Consider the following 15461-nt stretch of genomic DNA (forward strand, 5'->3'; position numbering starts at 1 on the left):
GTGCGGCAATTACGCTCTGTGGCCGTCGCTGGTGGCAACTGTGACCGAATTGCTCGCAATATACGGGGGTTGCCGGTGGTGGTCCATGGCCTGGACGGATGTTCAGTGCGAGCAGACGTGGCCGCGCCAGGCCCGCTTTCCCTCCCGTACCGCGACCGCCGCCAGCATGAGCGCCACGGCCGGATCCACCCACCACCAGCCCAGGGTGTTGAGCCACAGCCCGATCAGGACGCCGGCCGCCATCGCCCCGCAGATCAGATTCTGCATGCCCTCGCCCGACGTGGCCGCGGAGGCCAGCCGGCGGCCCAGTCGCCGCTTGATGATGCCCAGCGCCGGCATCCCGACCAGGCTGCACGCCGTCACCACGATGCCCAGCACGCTCGGCGTGGCCCGGTAACCCTCGCCCAGGTCGTAGGCCACGTGTATGACAAGGTAGGGCGCGAGCAGCCAGAAGCTCAGCGCGATCGCCTTCCTGGCGGTGCTCTCCGCGCCCGGCGACAGGGTGCGCGCCCCTGTGAACCGCCACAGCACGATCAAACTGGCCGCCGCCTCCACCAGTGCGGACAGTGCCCATCCGATCAGCGCCACCGAGTGCGCGGCCAAGCCCGCCGCCAGGCCGAGCGTGCTTTCGACACCCAGCCAGGCGAGCGTGGCGATGGACAGCCAGCGGGCCGTGCGGGCCGCGCGGAGCCAATCGGCTGACGCGGCCGGATGCTCATGAATCCGCTGATCAGGCACCATGAACCCCCGAACTCCCGGCTATCCGGCCGTCGACAGCGAACTGTTACTTACCCATCACGGACCGTTATCTTGGCAGACGCAGGCAAAGGGATGGTCCAGTTCCGCACATAATGAGCGCTGATCGTTGGGGACGATTCGGGACTCTTCACGACTCTTCGGGGGAGGGCAGGTCTGTGCCGTTCACGCCCAGTCACATCGCCGCGGTGGTGCCGTTGATCATGTCATCACGGGTACGCAGATTCGCCGATCCATGGGCGTTGGCGATGGGAGCGATGGTCCCGGACCTGCCGATCTTCCTCCCTTTCCTGCCTGACTACACCAACTGGCACTCCTGGCTCGGCGTCGTCACCATCGACCTGGCCGCGGTGCTGATGCTGGTGCCGCTGTTCCACTGGATCTTCAGGGACCCGCTGGTCTCCTTGCTCCCGCCGTCGCTGGCCGGCCGCGCCGCGCTCTTGGCCCCGGACCGGCTACGGCCGCTCCCCATCGCCGCGGGCGCCGTGCTCGGCGCGGCGACTCACGTCGCGTGGGACTCCTTCACCCATTCCACCGGCCCGGCGGAGTGGGGTCCGTGGTTGTCCGTGTCGGTCTTCGGGGTGATCAGGCTGTTCCGCCTCCTGCAGTACACGTCGTCGGCGATCGGGCTGGCCGTGGTGGTGTGGTGGGGGTGGCGGGAACTGTCGAGGATGGCGGCGGCGCCCGTGCCGGACCGGTTGCGGATCTCCTCGCGCACGCGCTGGACCGTCCTGGCGGCCGGCGCGGCGGGGGCCATCGCCGGCGCGCTCCTCTGGCCCCTGGTGGACGAGCCCAACCCGGTGTTCGGCCTGCCCGGCCTGATCACCAAGGTCGGCGCGGGCACGGTGATCGGCCTGTGCGCGGTCCTCACCTGCTACGCCATGGTGTGGCAGGTCAGGCAGCGCATGACGGTGGCCGAAGGCACGTGAGCGCCTCACCGGCTGGCAGTATCGGGAGCGTGCTGGAGTACGTAACCGACGCCGACGACCCGCGCCTATCCGACTACACCCGTCTGCGGGACGTGGAGCTGCGCAAGAGCCTGGAGGCCGAGCGCGGCCTCTTCCTCGCCGAGGGCGAGAAGGTGATCAGGCGTGCCATCGGCGCCGGCTACCCGATCCGCTCCGTGCTGACCACGCGCCGCTGGCTGCCCTCGCTGTCCGACGTGCTCGGCGACGCCCTCGTCTACGTGGTGAGCGACGAGATCATGTCGGGGATCGCCGGTTTCCAGGTCCACCGCGGCGCCCTCGCCTCCATGGAGCGGCTCCCGCTGCCCTCGGTCGACACTCTGCTCAAGGGCGGGACGCGGCGACTGCTGGTGCTGGAGGACCTGGTCGACCACTCGAACGTCGGCGCGATCTTCAGATCGGCCGCCGCGCTGGGAGTGGACGGGATCATCCTGTCGCCCCGGTGCGCGGATCCGTTCTATCGGCGGGCGGTGAAGGTCTCGATGGGGGCGGTGTTCTCGATCCCGTACGCGCGGATGGACGACTGGTTCGACGGGCTCGCCCGGTTGCGGGAGGCGGGCTACCAGACCCTCGCCCTGACCCCGGATCAGGCCGCCATTCCGATGGACGAGGTCGTCCTGGCGGATCGCGTGGCGCTGCTGCTCGGCGCCGAAGGGGATGGGCTGTCGTCCCACTGGCTGGAGGAAGCCGATCAGGCGGTGTGCATCCCGATGAGCGCGACGGCGATGGCCGCCGGCGTGGACTCACTGAACGTGGTGGCCGCCGCCGCGATCGCCTGCCACGGGTTGATGCGAGCCACGTGACCTGAAGCGTTCGCGCTCCCGCTCCGCGATCAGCCCTGCCGACCTTTCCCTAATTATGGGATAAATCGGTCGATTAGTCGTGATGTCGGACATTAGCGTACATTGCAGCCCTGAGCTCCCTCCCTCCGTAAAGGGCTGTCATGTCCATGCGCGCGAAAATCCTGCGAGCCTGGGCGATGGTGTTGGCCGTCGTCCTGGTTCTGACCACCGCCGGCCAGGCGAACGCCGCGAGCGTCGTCGCCAAGCCCGAGCGGCCGAACATCATCTTCTTCCTGGTCGACGACCTGTCGGCCGAGCTGCTCCAGTACATGGACGCCGTCAAGGGCCTGGCCAAGGGCGGCACCACGTTCAGCGGTTATTACGTGGCCGACTCGCTCTGCTGTCCGTCGCGGGCCACGATGTTCACCGGTCAGTTCCCGCACAACACCGGCGTGCGCACCAACGAGGGCTACGACAGGGGCGGCTACCGGGCGTTCGCGCCGCACGAGGGCCGCACCTATGCCACCGCGCTGCACCAGGCCGGCTACCGCACCGGCTACCTGGGCAAGTACGTCAACGAGTATCCGGCGGGCGACGGCTACAAGGTGCCGGCCGGTTGGGACGAGTGGCATGTCGCGGGAGCCGGCGGCTACAACGAGTACAGGTACCAGCTCACCCGCTACATCAAGGAGCAGACGCCCGGCGCCAGGCCCCGTGACCCGTCCGACGGCACCTATCTGGTGGACGAGCTCGGCAAGCGGGCGGTCGGGTTCATCGAGCGCTCCCGCCGGTACGCGCCCGACGAGCCGTTCTTCCTCCAGGTCTCGCCGTTCTCGCCACACGCCAGGGTCGACGTCAAGCCGGGTGACAAAGAGCCGCGTTTCCCGCCCGCGCGGCGTGACCGGCCGAAGAACAAGTGGCCCGCCGGCGAGTTCCCCCACGGGGACTGCGGCGGCGTCGACTGCGCCGACATCGATGTGACCACGCTGCCCGCGTTCAACGAGGACACCGCGGACAAGCCCTCGTGGGTACGGCGGGAGCCGATCGGGCCGGAGCTCATCAAGGAGCTGCGCACCGACTTCCGCAACCGGATCCGCATGGTGCAGTCGATCGACGACATGGTCGAGCGCGTGCTGTCGACGTTGACCGAGCGCGAGCGGCGGAACACGTACGTGGTGTTCACCAGCGACAACGGTTTCCACCTGGGCCAGCATCGCCTGCTCCGCAACAAGTCCACCGCCTATGACCACGACGTCCGGGTGCCGCTGCTGGTCAAGCGCCCGGCCGCGGGACGGCAGGGCGATCTCGTGACCGGCGCCATCGCCCAGAACGTGGACCTGTTCGCGACCTTCCTCGACATGGCCGGCATCGATCCGGCGCTGCGTGACAGCCGCGACGGGCGCAGCCTGCTGCCCCTCATCCAGGGCCGCCCGGTGCGGGACTGGCGCAACGCGGCGCTGATCGAGCACGTCAAGCCGGAGCCGGCCACGCCAGGCTTCGACCCCGACGCGGACTGGCGCAAGGTGGGGAACGCCACGCCGCCCACGTACGGCGCCGTGCGCACCGCCGGAGAGCTCTATGTCGAGTACGAAGGTGATCCGAAACCCGAGTACTACAACACCGTCACCGATCCTCATCAGGAGTCCAACGACCCGGGCAACCCCAGGACGGCCGGCCTCGCGCAGGCTCTCGACGACCTGGAGAGCTGCGGCAAGCCGGGCAGGACGAACTGCTGGGACGCCGCGCACCTACGCGAGCCGTAAGGACTGCAGGACTTTCAAGGCTGGTCGGTGAGCCAGGCGGGGTAACCGTCGAGGTCGTGGCTCACCGGCCGGCTGACGATCGGGCCGTTCTCGCCGCTTCCTCTGATGTGCTGTTCGAGGGTCGGCGCGTGCTGGTCCGTCGTGATGAGGGTGAGTTGCCAGGCGTTCGCGGACGGGTGGGGCACCTCGTCGATGTCGATGGACGTCGCCAGGCCCGCACGCAGGATGCCGTGCGCCACCACGGCCGCTTTCGTGCGGCCTTCGATCGTCGCGCGGACCTCGATGAACTCCGCCATGGCACATTCCCTCTCAAAGGGCCTGAAATTCCGACGCCACTCGCATGAGCGACTGAACCGTACCCCATGGGATGTGTCATGGAACAGGGGCAGATCGCGCCCCAAACCCGCCAGGAGGCGCCTAACGCTCAGGGGACGGGGCGGTCGAGGAGCGGACGACGAGCTCGTGGGGGAAGAGCAGCCGCTCGGGCTCGGCCGCGCCCCCCGACAACAGCAGCCGCCCCGCGGTCTCGCCGATCTCCTGCTTCGCCTGCCTGATCGTGGTGAGCCCGGCCTCCTCGGCGGCGCTGTCGGAGAACCCCACCACCGAAAGCTCCCCGGGCACCCCGATCCCCAGGTCGGCCGCGGCGTCCAGCACGCCCAGCGCCAGCACGTCGGTGTTGGTCAGGACGGCGGTGGGGCGCGGAGAGCGGCCGAGCAACGCGTGCCCCGCCTTCCTCCCCGCCTCACGCGAGTTGCGCGCCACCTCGTAGAACGGCACCCCCGCCCACGTCAGCCCGGCCTCCTCGCACGCGCTCTGGTAGCCGCCGCGCCGCCGCCGCATGGCCTCGAACACCGCGCCTTCCTGCCGCGCCGGGTCGGCCCAGCCGGTGAAGCCGTCGTCGTTGAGCCCCACCATGGCCACCCCGATCCGCCGATGACCCAGCTCCAGCAGGTGCCGCGCAGCCGCCGCGCCCGCCGCGGGCTCGTCGATGCCGACGAACGGGTGGCCGGGCACGTAGGGCTCGTCCACGATCACCACCGGCAACTTCCTGGCCAGCACCTCCGCCAGCGCGGGATGCCCGTCCGGCAGCGACACGACGCAGAAGGCGTCCACCACCGCGTCGCGCACGGTCTCGCTGCGCCGGTCGCCGTGCGGCAGCGGCAGGATGAGCAGCCCCACTCCCGCGTCCTCGGCGGCCGTGGCCAGCCCTTGGAAGAACCCGATCGCGTAGGGGTCGGCGAACGCGTACGCCAGCGTCTCGCTGAAGATCAGTCCGAGCGCTCCCGCCCGGCCGAGCCGCAAGGACCGTGCCGTCGGATTGGGCCCCGCGTAGCCGAGCTCGTCGGCCACCTCCATGATCCGCTGCCGTAGCCCTTCGCTGAGCTGGTCGGGGCGGGAGAAGGCGTACGACACGGTGGCCCGGGACACGCCGAGCCGGTCGGCGATCGTCTGGAGTGTGACCCTGGCCATCGTCCCACCGTACCGAAGACCTTGTGATGCTGCTCTTAATCAATTAAGGTCTTAATTGATTAAGGAGGAGATCTATGGATGCCATGCACGTCCTCGCGCATCAGACCGCGATGGGATATCGGGAGTCGCTGAGTGCGGCGCTGCCGGGTGCGCCGCGCAGGCCGCATCGGGACCGGAGCCGCGTTCGCGTACGGCTGGCGCACTCGCTCAGGTGGACGGCCGACCGCCTGGATCCGGTGTGCCGCACGGCGTGATGCTGCAGAATGTGACGGGCCGATTACCTAGACAGATTTACCCAGGGAGGGGTCCGTGAAAATGACCTGGATCATCGCAGTCGCGGCCGCGGCCGGCCCGCTGACCGCCGACGTGGCACACGCGCTGAGTCCGCCCGTGGCCGGTGGTCCGCGAAGTCCGGCCGCGACCTCGCCGGCCGCCCTGATCTGCGCCGTCGCCACGCCGCCCGGCCGGCCGCTGGTCTTCGACCCGTGGGTCGGGCTCGCGCCCCGGCGCGCCGCGGTCCGCGGCCACCTCCAGCTCACGGGCTGCACGTCGCCGGACGGCTCGGCGACCGGACTGCGCTCCGGCTGGGTCGCGTTGAAGGCCGACGGCGTGCTCTCGTGCACGAGCGCGCGCCGCGTCCGGGGTCGCGCGGTCATCACCTGGTTCGGCGGGGACGGCCGCCCCGTCGGCACCTCGAGCCTGCGCGGCCGGGGGGACTCTCTGGCCACCCAGCGCCCGGCCGACACCCTGCTCACCGGGGCCGTCACATCGGGGCCGCTCGGGGGTGCGCGGACGCGCGGCGGCATCGCGCCCGACACGGGCCTGCTCGGCTGCGCCGCCCAAGGTCTGGAGCGCCTCAACGGCGCGGGCCACATGACCTTCGGCTAGCACCGTCCCTCTCCGCCCCCCTCCTGGCTAGCCTTCGACGATCTGCTCCTCGGCATAGTCGAGCAGCTGCTCGGCCGTGGTGAAGCGGCGCTCGTTCGCGTCGTTCAGCAGCACGCCCACCACCTGCCGGCCGGCGCGCTCGCCCGCGAACAACAGGCAATATCCGGCCGCGTTCGTGTATCCGGTCTTCACACCCAGCACCCCGTCCGCCCGTGACAGCAGCTTGTTGGAGTTGCGCCACGTGTGCGCCCGGTGCAGCGCGGTCTTGCCCACCATGTGCGCCTTCTTGCCGACCACGGTCCTGAACGTGCTGCTCGCCAGCGCGTGCTGGGCCAGCTTGGCCTGGTCGATCGCCGTCGAGTAGCCGCCGTTGGCCGGTGTGGGCATGCCGTCGGCATTGGTGTAGCGGGTGCCGGTCAGCCCCAGGGCGCGGGCGGTGTCGTTCATCTTGGCGACGAAGGCCGTCTTGCCCGGGCCGTAGCGGCGGGCCAGGGCGTTGGCCGCGTCCGCTCCTGAGGGCAGCATGAGCCCGTACAGCAGGTCCCTGACCGTGAGGGTCTCGCCCTTCTTCAGTCCCGCCGTGGTGGCGCCGCCGTGGGCGGCGTACTTCACGTCGGTCGCGGTGATCGTGATCGTGTCGCTCAGCCGGGCCTCGCGCAGCACGACGTATGCCGTCATGACCTTGACCAGGCTGGCCACCGGGACCCGCCGTGTCTCCCGCTTGCCGAAGTGGACCGTTCCCGTCGAGTCGACGACGTACGCCGACGAGGCCATCACGCTCGGCGCGTCGGCCGCGGTGGCGGGGGAGGAGACCCCCATAACCACCGCGAGTACGGCACAGCTGATCAATCCCGCAATACGCATGCCAAACATGTTGGCAGGAGATCAACGGTTCGTTTGCGAAGTAGCGCCATAAGGCCCCATCAGGCATGGGTAAACGAATCTTAGATCGAGGAGGAGGGGCGACCGTGGCGGGCAGGTTCGTGATCAGCGAGGACGGGCAGGGCGGCTTCCGCTTCGCGCTCGTCGCGAACAACGGGCAGACGCTGGCGGTGGGGGAGGGCTATCCGACCAAGGTCGCCTGCGTGAACGGCATCGAGACGGTACGCAGGAACGCCGTGGACGCCGTCATCGAGGACCAGAGCGGGAAGGAGCTATGACACCAGGAGCGTCTCGTCCGCGGCGCGTCGCCTCCTCCTGCGCCGCACCATGAGCAGGGCCATGCCCGCGACGGCCACCACGGCGACGACCGCCGCCGTGACAGGCGAGCGCGCGGCCAGCTGGAGCCAGCCCCAGAGGCCGAACCACCACAGGGGCGCCCAGGTCAGGCAGCCCAGCGCGCTGGCGACCACATACCAGGGATAGGACACCCGCAGCGCGCCCGCCACCCACGGAAGCGTGTGCCGCAGCATGGGCACCCAGAAGCACCCGTAGACGGCCAGCGCCCCCCACTTCTCGACGACCCGCTCGACCTTCTCGATCCGCTCACGGCCCACCTTGACGCCGATGCGCGAGTCGTAGAGCTTGTCGCCCAGCTTGCGGCCGACCCAGTAGTAGACCTGGAACGCGCCGAACAGGGCGAGGATCAGGATGGCGCCCACCAGCCAGTATGGCAGGCCCAGCCAGAACGGCCTGGCGAAATCGTCCATCGGCCCGCCCTTCCTGAAGCCTTAGGTCAGCCTTACCTTAGTTCAAGGTGCAAGTGATGGCCACACCGGCTTGCAAGCCGCCCGCAAAAGGTGCAACCAGCCGACAACCAGCACTCAACCCCTCCGCCCCACTCTAGGGGTGAGCCAAAAAGGGGTGTTGACGATGTCGACGACGAGAAGCGCAGCCGTCCTGGCCAGTGGCACCGCGAACGCGGCCAAGCTGTTCGTGGCCGCCCTTGCTTTCACCAGCGCGTACGTCGGCTTCTCCGCCTACAGTAGCGCCAGCTCCACTCCCGAGCCCGTCAGGACCGTCACCCTGTCGGCCCGGGAGGCGCCCATCACCGAGCAGTTGCCCGCCCAGGCCGGCAAGGTCACCGTGAGCGTCCTGGCCGACGGCGGGACCGGGTGCGCCAAGTCCTACGTCGCCCGCAGCGTGCTGCTCAACCCCGACCCCTCCGAGGGCGTGACGTACGGCTGGCGGCTGGCCCGCTGGAGCCCCGCCACCAAGACCTGGCGCACCTACCTGGTCGACCACGACGGCTTCGTGGGCGCCGCCCGGACCGTCGAGTGGCGGCCCCAGATCACCCGCAACCCCGGCTGGTATCGCGTCGAGCTGGCCGTCGAGGGCGCCAAGACCGTCACGAGCGACCGTTTCCAGGCGAGCTGCTGACCGACCGCTGCGCCGCCTCCACCCAGCGCGGCACGCCCACCCGCTCGGCCACTTCCAGGGCCTTCAGGTAGTGGTCGTGTGCCGCGTCCGGCTGCCCCAGGCGGATGGCCAGGTCGCCGAGTGTCAGCGCCACCGGCCACAGCGCCACCACGCCCGTGCCCGCACCCGCCACCCGGTCGGCGAACGGCTTGAGCTTGTCGTAGCAGTCGACCATCCGCTCCCGGTCGTCCAGCAGCATGCCGGCCAGCGCCCGCCAGGTCATCGCCAGCTCGTAGAGGAAGTCGGGGCGCACCGGCGGACGCGTGGCGGCCACGGCCTTGGCGTCGTTGACGTGCCCGGCCGAGGCCAGGGCCAGCGCGTAGGCGTCGAGCGTCCACTTGGCGCCGCTGTGATGTTTCTCGGCCAGCAGGTCGACGATCTCCGCGGCCCGACCGTCCACCAGGTGCAGGCAGAACATCGTGATCAGCGGCAGGTCCTGGCGGCCTTCGAGCATGCCCGCCCGCGCGGTCATCCTGGCCGCCTCCCGGTAGGCCCGCTCGGCGCCCGCGTAGTCGCCGGCGATCATGAGCCGCATGCCGCCGTACCAGACCACGACCGCGGCCGGGGCCGGCAGGTCGTACTGTCTGGCCAGCCGGTCGGCGGCGGCCGCGTGCTCGTCGGCCGCGGTGAACTCGCCCCTGGCCGCCGCGCACTCCAGTAACACCAGGTGCGCCAGCGCCTGTGTGGCCATTTGTCCCGAACGCTGCGCGACCTCCAGCAGCTCCCTGCCGATGCTCTCCCGCGTGTCCACGGCCGGGATGTCGTAAGACTGCCGTAGCCGCCCGCTCAGCGCGGCCGCGATCAGCGCGGGGTCGCCGCTCTGCCGGGCCAGCTCCAGCGCCTCCAGCGACGCCTGCCGCCCGCGCTCCGGCGAGGAGGAGCCCTCCAGCTCCAGCGCGAGCGTGGTCAGCAGGCTCGCCCGCAGTCGCTGCTCGCCCGCGGGCAGTTCGATGAGCGCCCGCTCGGTGACGTCCACGATCTCCCACGCGGTGCGGGTGAAGTCGCGCGCCATGCCCTTGTGCGGCACGGCCAGCGACGCCGCCACCTTCGCGGTGATCTCCAGGTCGCCCAGCGGCAGCGCGGCGTCCATGGCCTGGCGGCGCAGCAACCGTGCTGCGTGCATGTCGCCGCACAACGCCAGCGCCCTGATCTGGCGCAGCATGAGCCGCAGGCGCTCCTTTGCGCGTTCCGGCGTCTGCTCGCCCGATTCGTCGTTGCGGGACCGGTCGAACGCGGCGATGGCCTGCTCCCACAGCGTGGCCGCCTCACGGTGCGCGAAGCGCCGCTCGGCCTGCTCGGCGGCCAGGCCCGCGTAGTGGACCGCCTTCTCCGCCGCGTCGGCCAGGTAGTAGTGGTGCGCCAGCGCGGCCACGTCGGACGCCGTGCGCTGCTCGATCACGCCGGCCACGGCCGCGTGCAGCCGGGTGCGGCGCAGCCTGGAGGCGTCGGAGTAGATGGTGTCGCGCACCAGGTCGTGGTCGAACCTGAGCAGCCCAGGCCCCGGCTCGGTGACCAGCCCGGCCAGCAGGGCCGCCTCGACCGCCTCGATCACCGCGTCCTCGTCGCCGGCCACGGCGATCAGCACGTCGAGATCGACGTCCCGGCCGATCACGGCGGCCTGCAGCAGGATCTGCTGGGCTCCGGACGGCAGCTGCGAGATGCGCCGCCGCAGCACGTCACGTACGCCGGACGGCACCTTGGAGAGCACCTCTGTGGCGCTGGCCCGGTCGGCCGCGCCCTCGGCGTCCAGCAGGCGCACGGTCTCGCGGACGAAGAACGGGTTGCCGCCGGTGCGCTCGACGATGGACTCGACCGCGTCCTCGTCGATCTCGCGTACGCACGTCGCCCTGACCAGCTCGGCCACGGCCTTCGGGTCGAGTCCCGACAGACCCACCCGGAGCGGCCCGAGCCGGGCCAGCGCGGCCAGCACGTCGGACTGGCGGTCGTCCAGCTCGCTCTCCCGGCACGTCACCACGAGCAGCACGCGGCTGGTGGCCAGCAGGCTCGGCAGCGCCCGCAGCAACGCCAGTGTCTGGTCGTCGGCCCAGTGCAGGTCCTCGAGCGTCACCAGCACCGGCGCCCGCCGGGCGACCCCGGCCAGATAGCCGCCGACCGCGCGATGCAGCCGGAACCCGCCGGACACCTCGTCCTCGTCGGGATCGGGCACGGCGTCGTCCAGCAGCGGCGCCAGCAGCTGCTGGTATTCGCCCGCGCCGGTCATGCCGACGAGCGTGCGCAGGATCTCCACCCACGCCCACCCCGGCGGGGTGGCGCTGGAGTCGGGGCAGGCGCCGGAGGAGGTGATCCAGCCGTCACCGGCCAGCTTGCCCTCCAGCTGGCGCAGCAGCGTGGTCTTGCCCGCGCCCGCGACCCCGGTCACGATCGCGACCTGGAACCTGCCCGTCCGCGAGGCCGCCGTGGTCAGCCTGGTCAGCTCGGCGTCGCGGCCCACGAACGGCTCGGGCTCCAGCGGCGGCGGCTCCACGGGCGAGGTGGGACGGGGCGGCCAGGTGTCGGTGGTCGCCGGCGCCGGCCGCGAGGGCCGCGCGGGCACGGCCAGCTCCAGCTCCGGCGACTGAGCCAGGATGTCGGACTCCAGCTTGCGCAGCGCGGGGCCCGGGTCGATGCCGAGCTCGTCGGCCAGGATGTTCCTGGCCCTGCGCAGGGCGGCGAGGGCGTCGCCCTGCCGGCCGCAGCGGTAGAGCCCGAGCGCCAGCAGCCGCCAGCCCTCCTCGCGCAGCGGATGCTCCGTGGTGAGCGCCTCCAGGTCGGGCACGGTCTCGGCGTGCATGCCCAGCCGCAGCCCGGTGTCGGCGTGCCGCTCGCGCGCCACCAGGCGCAGCTCGGTCAGCCGGTTGACCTCCGCCTCGGCCCACTGCTGGTCGGCGAAGTCGGAGTAGGGGGTCCCGCGCCACAGGCCCAGCGCCTTCTCCAGGCGGCCGCGGGCCGACTGCGGATCGCCCTCCTCCAGGTGCTCGCCCGCCGCGCGGACGAGCTGCTCGAACCTGAGCGCGTCAACCTGGTCGGAGGCCACGCGCAAGGCATAGCCGGACGCGACCGTCACCAGTAACCGGTTGGGCCCGCCGCGCGGGCGACCGGGCTCCAGCACCCGGCGCAAGCGCGAGATGTAGACCTGCAGGCCCGACTGCGCGCCCTTGGCCGCGTCGTCGTCCCACAGATCGTAAAGAAGCGTGTCAACCGGCACGACCTGACCCCTGGCCACGAGGAGTCGGGCGAGGACGGCCCGCTGCCGCAACCCGCCGAGGTCGAGTTCGTCGTCGTGTTCGTACGCCTCGACTGGCCCCAGAACTCGGAACGCCACCATGTCAGCCGCCACGCTATGCGGGCCTATGAATCACGCACAAGGCCCGTGATTGATAAACACCTGAGGGGTTTGGGATTGTCACTGGGGGGCCTTCGACTTCGAGATCGCGGACGGGGACCCCGTGCCGGCGTTCCGGCCGTTGCGCCTGCGCAGCAGTGCCCATGCGCCCAGTGCCAGGCCGCCGAACGGGATCTCGATAGTGTATGTCCAGAAGCCGAAAAGCAATGCGGTCGCGGTGGCCGGAGCCGCGGGAACGGCGAACGCGGTGGTGAGCAAAATCACCACGCCGCTCTCCATGATCCCGGCCCCGCTGGGCGTGATCACGGCGCTGGTGAGCACCCGTGACAGGGCGAAGACCGCGATCGACTGGGCCAGTCCCGGCCAGGCGCCGGTGGCGTGCATGCAGGCCACCATGATCGACCACTGGAAGCCGAGGAAGAACACCATGCCCAGCGACAGGCCGGGCCACCGGGTCCTGACCACCCCGGCGGTGTCGGCACGCAGCCGGTGGAACGCCTGGGAGGCGTCGATCCTCAGCCGCAGCACCCGGGTGAGGCCGTCGAGCGCCCGGCCCAGCATGTCCGCGGCGCGCTGCCAATAGAGTGCGGCGGCCACGATCATGCACAACGCCAGGATGGAGATCGCGCCCGTCCAGCCCGCGTTGGCGACCGTCGCGTTGGGCGCCTCGCCCGCGATCAGCAGCGCGATGATCCCGATGGCCGGCAGGATGAATCTGAACAACGTGTTCCAGATGCCGCTGACCAGCGTCATGACCACGATCGAGCGGTTGGGGAAACCCCATCCCCTGGTCATCGCGAACGACAGAGCGACCCCCACCGCCCCGCCGAACGGCAGCAGGTTGCTCACCGCGCTGCCGGCCGCGTTGAGTGTCAGACCTTGCAGGTTGTTGAGCCCGGGCAGCGAATTGGTCAGCACGAACGTGTAGGCCAGCAGGCTGAGCAGCCACAACGCGGCCATCAGCGCGATCTCGCCCGCGCCGAGCGTGCCGAAGACCGCGCCGATCTCCGCCCAGGAGACCGGCTTGCCGGTGAGGGCGCGCACGATCTGCGGCAAATAGACCACGAGCAGCACGGCCAGCCCGAGCGACAGCACGGACAGGGCGATCTGCAGCCACTTGTTCTTCATCGGAGTCCAGTCTGCCGGGTCAGGGCCGGCGGTCTCTTCCTCCGGAAGTGCTACTTAGGCCACTTCTCGAAAGGATGACGCAGCCGGGTCCCCTCGGGAAGCCCGCGGCGAACGTACCACTCGGTGCCGAAGACGAAGCGGTAGAGGGGGCGCGGGACCTTCAGCAGGACGGCGAGTGTGCGGTCGCTGTCGCCGCCGCTGGCCTGGGAGGTGTGCGCGGCCATGGAGGCCCGCTTCTGCTTCGTATATTTCCGGACATTCACCCAGTGGGTGATGGTCTCGGCGGGCGAGTACGCGCTCTCGAACGTCCGCACGTCGAACTCCGGAGGGAAGGTGTAGAACCGCCTGGCCAGCTTCAGCAGCCGCACCAGCGGGTCCCGGTTGACCGTCGCCTCCAGGACGATCTCCGTGCCGGCGATCTGCGCGGCCCGCTTGCCCACCCGGTGCACCTGCACGTGGTCGGGATGCCCGTAACCGCCGGCCGGATCGTAGATCGCCAGCAGGTCGGCCCGTTCCTCCTGCAGGATCGCGGCCAGCGCCTTGGCCGCCTCCTCGCTGTCGGCGTCGATGAAGGCGTTGTCCGGCCGCTCGTCCGCTCGTCCGCCCTTGGGGCTCAGCCCCGAGTCGCCGTAGCCGAGGCACTCGACGCGGGCGCAGCCCAGCACCGCGGCCGACTCGTAGAGCTCCTTCATCCTGGTCTCGCCCAGCGTCTCACCCGGCTCGATCTCGGCCAGGCCGCGCTCGCCCGCGGTGGCCACCACGAGCACCACGCGGTGCCCCTCGGCCGCGAGCATCGCCATGGTGCCCGCCGTCAGCAGGGCCTCGTCGTCGGGGTGGGCATGGAAGAACACAGCGGTACGTGGAGGCACACGCCCAGATTAGTCTGGGAGGGGTGCGGATCTTTCACGTGAGTGACTGTTACCTGCCGCGACTCGGGGGGATCGAGGTCCAGGTGGCCGATCTCGTACGCATGCAGCAGGCGGCCGGCCACGAGGTGGCGGTGGCCACGGCGACCAAGGGCGAGGCGCTGCCCGGCGTGCGCAGGATCGTGGCCAGGATGCCGTTCGACCTGCCCGTGCACCCGTTCGGCGTGGGGCATCTCACACGGTGGATCACCTCCTCGCGTCCCGACGTCGTGCACGTGCACACGGGGGCGGTCTCGCCGTTCGCCTGGATGGGCGTGCGGGCCGCGGCGCGGGCGGGGACGCCGTGCGTGGTGACCGTGCACAGCATGTGGGATCCGGGCACGCGCCTGATCTACCGGCTGCTGCGGCTGGCGTTCGGCTGGCAGCGCTGGGGCCTGGTGGCCACCACGGTCAGCAACGCCGCCGCGGCGCCCATCCGCGCGGTGGCCGGGCCCGGCGTGCCGGTGCGCGTGGTCTCCAACGGTCTCGACCTGTCCGGCTGGGCACCGCCCCCCGGCGCGCGGGAGCGCGCGGACCGGCGCGCGGAGGTGCACGTCGTGGCGGTGGGCCGGCTGGCGCCGCGCAAGCAACCCGTACGCCTCCTCAGGATCCTGCAGGCCGCGCGCGCCCGGGTGCCCGCCCGGATCCCCATGCGGGTCACGATCGTCGGCGACGGGCCCGCTCGCGGGCAGATGGAGCGTTTCCTGGCCAGGCACGGCATGGGCGACTGGGTGTCCCTGCCGGGCCGCTACACCAGGGAGCAGATCGCCAAGGTCCTGGAGTCGGCCGACGTCTTCGTGGCGCCTGCCCCGCGCGAGTCGTTCGGCATCGCGGCGCTGGAGGCCCGCGCGGCGGGGGTGCCGGTGGTGGCCAGGACGCAGAGCGGGGTCGCCGACTTCGTCAAGGACGGCGTCGAGGGTCTGCTCGGGCGCACCCTCGGCGACCTGTCCCGTGCGGTGGCCCGGTTGTGCGCCGATGCCGGGCTGCGCGAGTCCATCGCCGCGCACAACCGGTCCACTCCACCCGCCGCCGGCTCGTGGCCGACGGTGCTGGAGGGCTTCGACCAGGCCTATCAGCAGGCGCGCGCCGCGCGTTAGGCATGG

At 70.8% G+C, this 15461-nt stretch carries 16 protein-coding genes; 8 read left to right on the forward strand and 8 right to left on the reverse strand.

The window, feature by feature from the left end; genetic code table 11:
• Positions 1-102: 102 nt before the first annotated feature.
• Complete coding sequence (locus OHA25_RS22305) at positions 103-741, reverse strand: hypothetical protein (RefSeq protein WP_327589428.1); 639 nt, start codon at positions 739-741, stop codon at positions 103-105.
• A 173-nt stretch (positions 742-914) separates the two neighbouring features.
• Between OHA25_RS22305 and OHA25_RS22310 the strand changes: the two genes are divergently transcribed.
• The 3 genes from OHA25_RS22310 to OHA25_RS22320 all read left to right on the forward strand — a co-directional run bounded on the left by OHA25_RS22310 (position 915) and on the right by OHA25_RS22320 (position 4266).
• Positions 915-1685, forward strand: a complete 771-nt coding sequence (locus tag OHA25_RS22310) for a DUF4184 family protein (protein ID WP_327589429.1) — start codon at positions 915-917, stop codon at positions 1683-1685.
• A gap of 29 nt (positions 1686-1714) precedes the next feature.
• On the forward strand, positions 1715-2524 hold the full coding sequence (locus OHA25_RS22315; protein ID WP_327589430.1) for a TrmH family RNA methyltransferase: 810 nt from the start codon (positions 1715-1717) through the stop codon (positions 2522-2524).
• Positions 2525-2670: 146 nt separating this feature from the next.
• Positions 2671-4266 carry a sulfatase family protein gene (locus tag OHA25_RS22320; protein WP_327589431.1) on the forward strand — a complete coding sequence of 532 codons (1596 nt, stop codon included), beginning with the start codon at positions 2671-2673 and terminating at the stop codon, positions 4264-4266.
• 14 nt (positions 4267-4280) lie between these two features.
• On the opposite strand, the gene OHA25_RS22325 is transcribed toward OHA25_RS22320, so the two are convergent.
• Both OHA25_RS22325 and OHA25_RS22330 read right to left on the reverse strand, forming a co-directional pair.
• Positions 4281-4562 (reverse strand): hypothetical protein, encoded by a 282-nt coding sequence (locus OHA25_RS22325; RefSeq protein WP_327589432.1) that lies wholly within the window; start codon positions 4560-4562, stop codon positions 4281-4283.
• A gap of 121 nt (positions 4563-4683) precedes the next feature.
• Complete coding sequence (locus OHA25_RS22330; protein WP_327589433.1) at positions 4684-5736, reverse strand: LacI family DNA-binding transcriptional regulator; 1053 nt, start codon at positions 5734-5736, stop codon at positions 4684-4686.
• A gap of 74 nt (positions 5737-5810) precedes the next feature.
• Here OHA25_RS22330 and OHA25_RS22335 point away from each other — a divergent pair, with 74 nt between their 5' ends.
• On the forward strand, positions 5811-5990 hold the full coding sequence (locus tag OHA25_RS22335) for a hypothetical protein (protein ID WP_327589434.1): 180 nt from the start codon (positions 5811-5813) through the stop codon (positions 5988-5990).
• 55 nt (positions 5991-6045) lie between these two features.
• The gene (locus tag OHA25_RS22340; RefSeq protein ID WP_327589435.1) at positions 6046-6624 is read left to right on the forward strand and encodes a hypothetical protein; all 579 of its coding nucleotides are present in this window, start codon (positions 6046-6048) and stop codon (positions 6622-6624) included.
• Positions 6625-6651: 27 nt separating this feature from the next.
• On the opposite strand, the gene OHA25_RS22345 is transcribed toward OHA25_RS22340, so the two are convergent.
• The gene (locus tag OHA25_RS22345; protein WP_327589436.1) at positions 6652-7488 is read right to left on the reverse strand and encodes a D-alanyl-D-alanine carboxypeptidase family protein; all 837 of its coding nucleotides are present in this window, start codon (positions 7486-7488) and stop codon (positions 6652-6654) included.
• A gap of 104 nt (positions 7489-7592) precedes the next feature.
• On the opposite strand from OHA25_RS22345, the gene OHA25_RS22350 reads away from it, so the two are divergent.
• Positions 7593-7784, forward strand: a complete 192-nt coding sequence (locus OHA25_RS22350) for a YegP family protein (RefSeq protein ID WP_327589437.1) — start codon at positions 7593-7595, stop codon at positions 7782-7784.
• Here OHA25_RS22350 and OHA25_RS22355 read toward each other — a convergent pair.
• A complete protein-coding gene (locus OHA25_RS22355; protein ID WP_327589438.1) occupies positions 7779-8273 on the reverse strand; it encodes a DedA family protein in 495 nt (164 codons plus the stop codon). The two genes, OHA25_RS22350 and OHA25_RS22355, sit on opposite strands and share 6 nt — an antisense overlap.
• Before the next feature lie 163 nt (positions 8274-8436).
• On the opposite strand from OHA25_RS22355, the gene OHA25_RS22360 reads away from it, so the two are divergent.
• The gene (locus OHA25_RS22360; protein ID WP_327589439.1) at positions 8437-8943 is read left to right on the forward strand and encodes a hypothetical protein; all 507 of its coding nucleotides are present in this window, start codon (positions 8437-8439) and stop codon (positions 8941-8943) included.
• Here OHA25_RS22360 and OHA25_RS22365 read toward each other — a convergent pair.
• From OHA25_RS22365 to OHA25_RS22375, 3 genes are all read right to left on the reverse strand, one after another.
• Positions 8912-12307, reverse strand: coding sequence for a BTAD domain-containing putative transcriptional regulator (locus tag OHA25_RS22365; protein WP_327589440.1), 3396 nt, complete (start codon positions 12305-12307; stop codon positions 8912-8914). The genes OHA25_RS22360 and OHA25_RS22365 overlap by 32 nt on opposite strands.
• Positions 12308-12385: 78 nt before the next feature.
• Positions 12386-13453, reverse strand: a complete 1068-nt coding sequence (locus OHA25_RS22370; protein ID WP_327589441.1) for a lysylphosphatidylglycerol synthase domain-containing protein — start codon at positions 13451-13453, stop codon at positions 12386-12388.
• 50 nt (positions 13454-13503) lie between these two features.
• On the reverse strand, positions 13504-14322 hold the full coding sequence (locus OHA25_RS22375; RefSeq protein ID WP_327589442.1) for a PIG-L deacetylase family protein: 819 nt from the start codon (positions 14320-14322) through the stop codon (positions 13504-13506).
• Between the two features lie 38 nt (positions 14323-14360).
• Here OHA25_RS22375 and OHA25_RS22380 point away from each other — a divergent pair, with 38 nt between their 5' ends.
• Positions 14361-15455 carry a glycosyltransferase gene (locus OHA25_RS22380; protein ID WP_327589443.1) on the forward strand — a complete coding sequence of 365 codons (1095 nt, stop codon included), beginning with the start codon at positions 14361-14363 and terminating at the stop codon, positions 15453-15455.
• The last annotated feature ends 6 nt before the right edge of the window (positions 15456-15461 follow it).

This window comes from Nonomuraea sp. NBC_00507 (assembly GCF_036013525.1).
Lineage (GTDB): Bacteria > Actinomycetota > Actinomycetes > Streptosporangiales > Streptosporangiaceae > Nonomuraea.

Coding starts and splice junctions, on each gene's coding strand:
- OHA25_RS22360 (WP_327589439.1), top strand. CDS start 8,437: ATGTCGACGACGAGAAGCGCAGCCGTCCTGGCCAGTGGCACCGCGAAC.
- OHA25_RS22325 (WP_327589432.1), bottom strand. CDS start 4,562: ATGGCGGAGTTCATCGAGGTCCGCGCGACGATCGAAGGCCGCACGAAA.
- OHA25_RS22330 (WP_327589433.1), bottom strand. CDS start 5,736: ATGGCCAGGGTCACACTCCAGACGATCGCCGACCGGCTCGGCGTGTCC.
- OHA25_RS22370 (WP_327589441.1), bottom strand. CDS start 13,453: ATGAAGAACAAGTGGCTGCAGATCGCCCTGTCCGTGCTGTCGCTCGGG.
- OHA25_RS22365 (WP_327589440.1), bottom strand. CDS start 12,307: ATGGTGGCGTTCCGAGTTCTGGGGCCAGTCGAGGCGTACGAACACGAC.
- OHA25_RS22355 (WP_327589438.1), bottom strand. CDS start 8,273: ATGGACGATTTCGCCAGGCCGTTCTGGCTGGGCCTGCCATACTGGCTG.
- OHA25_RS22345 (WP_327589436.1), bottom strand. CDS start 7,488: ATGCGTATTGCGGGATTGATCAGCTGTGCCGTACTCGCGGTGGTTATG.
- OHA25_RS22335 (WP_327589434.1), top strand. CDS start 5,811: ATGGATGCCATGCACGTCCTCGCGCATCAGACCGCGATGGGATATCGG.
- OHA25_RS22320 (WP_327589431.1), top strand. CDS start 2,671: ATGCGCGCGAAAATCCTGCGAGCCTGGGCGATGGTGTTGGCCGTCGTC.
- OHA25_RS22305 (WP_327589428.1), bottom strand. CDS start 741: ATGGTGCCTGATCAGCGGATTCATGAGCATCCGGCCGCGTCAGCCGAT.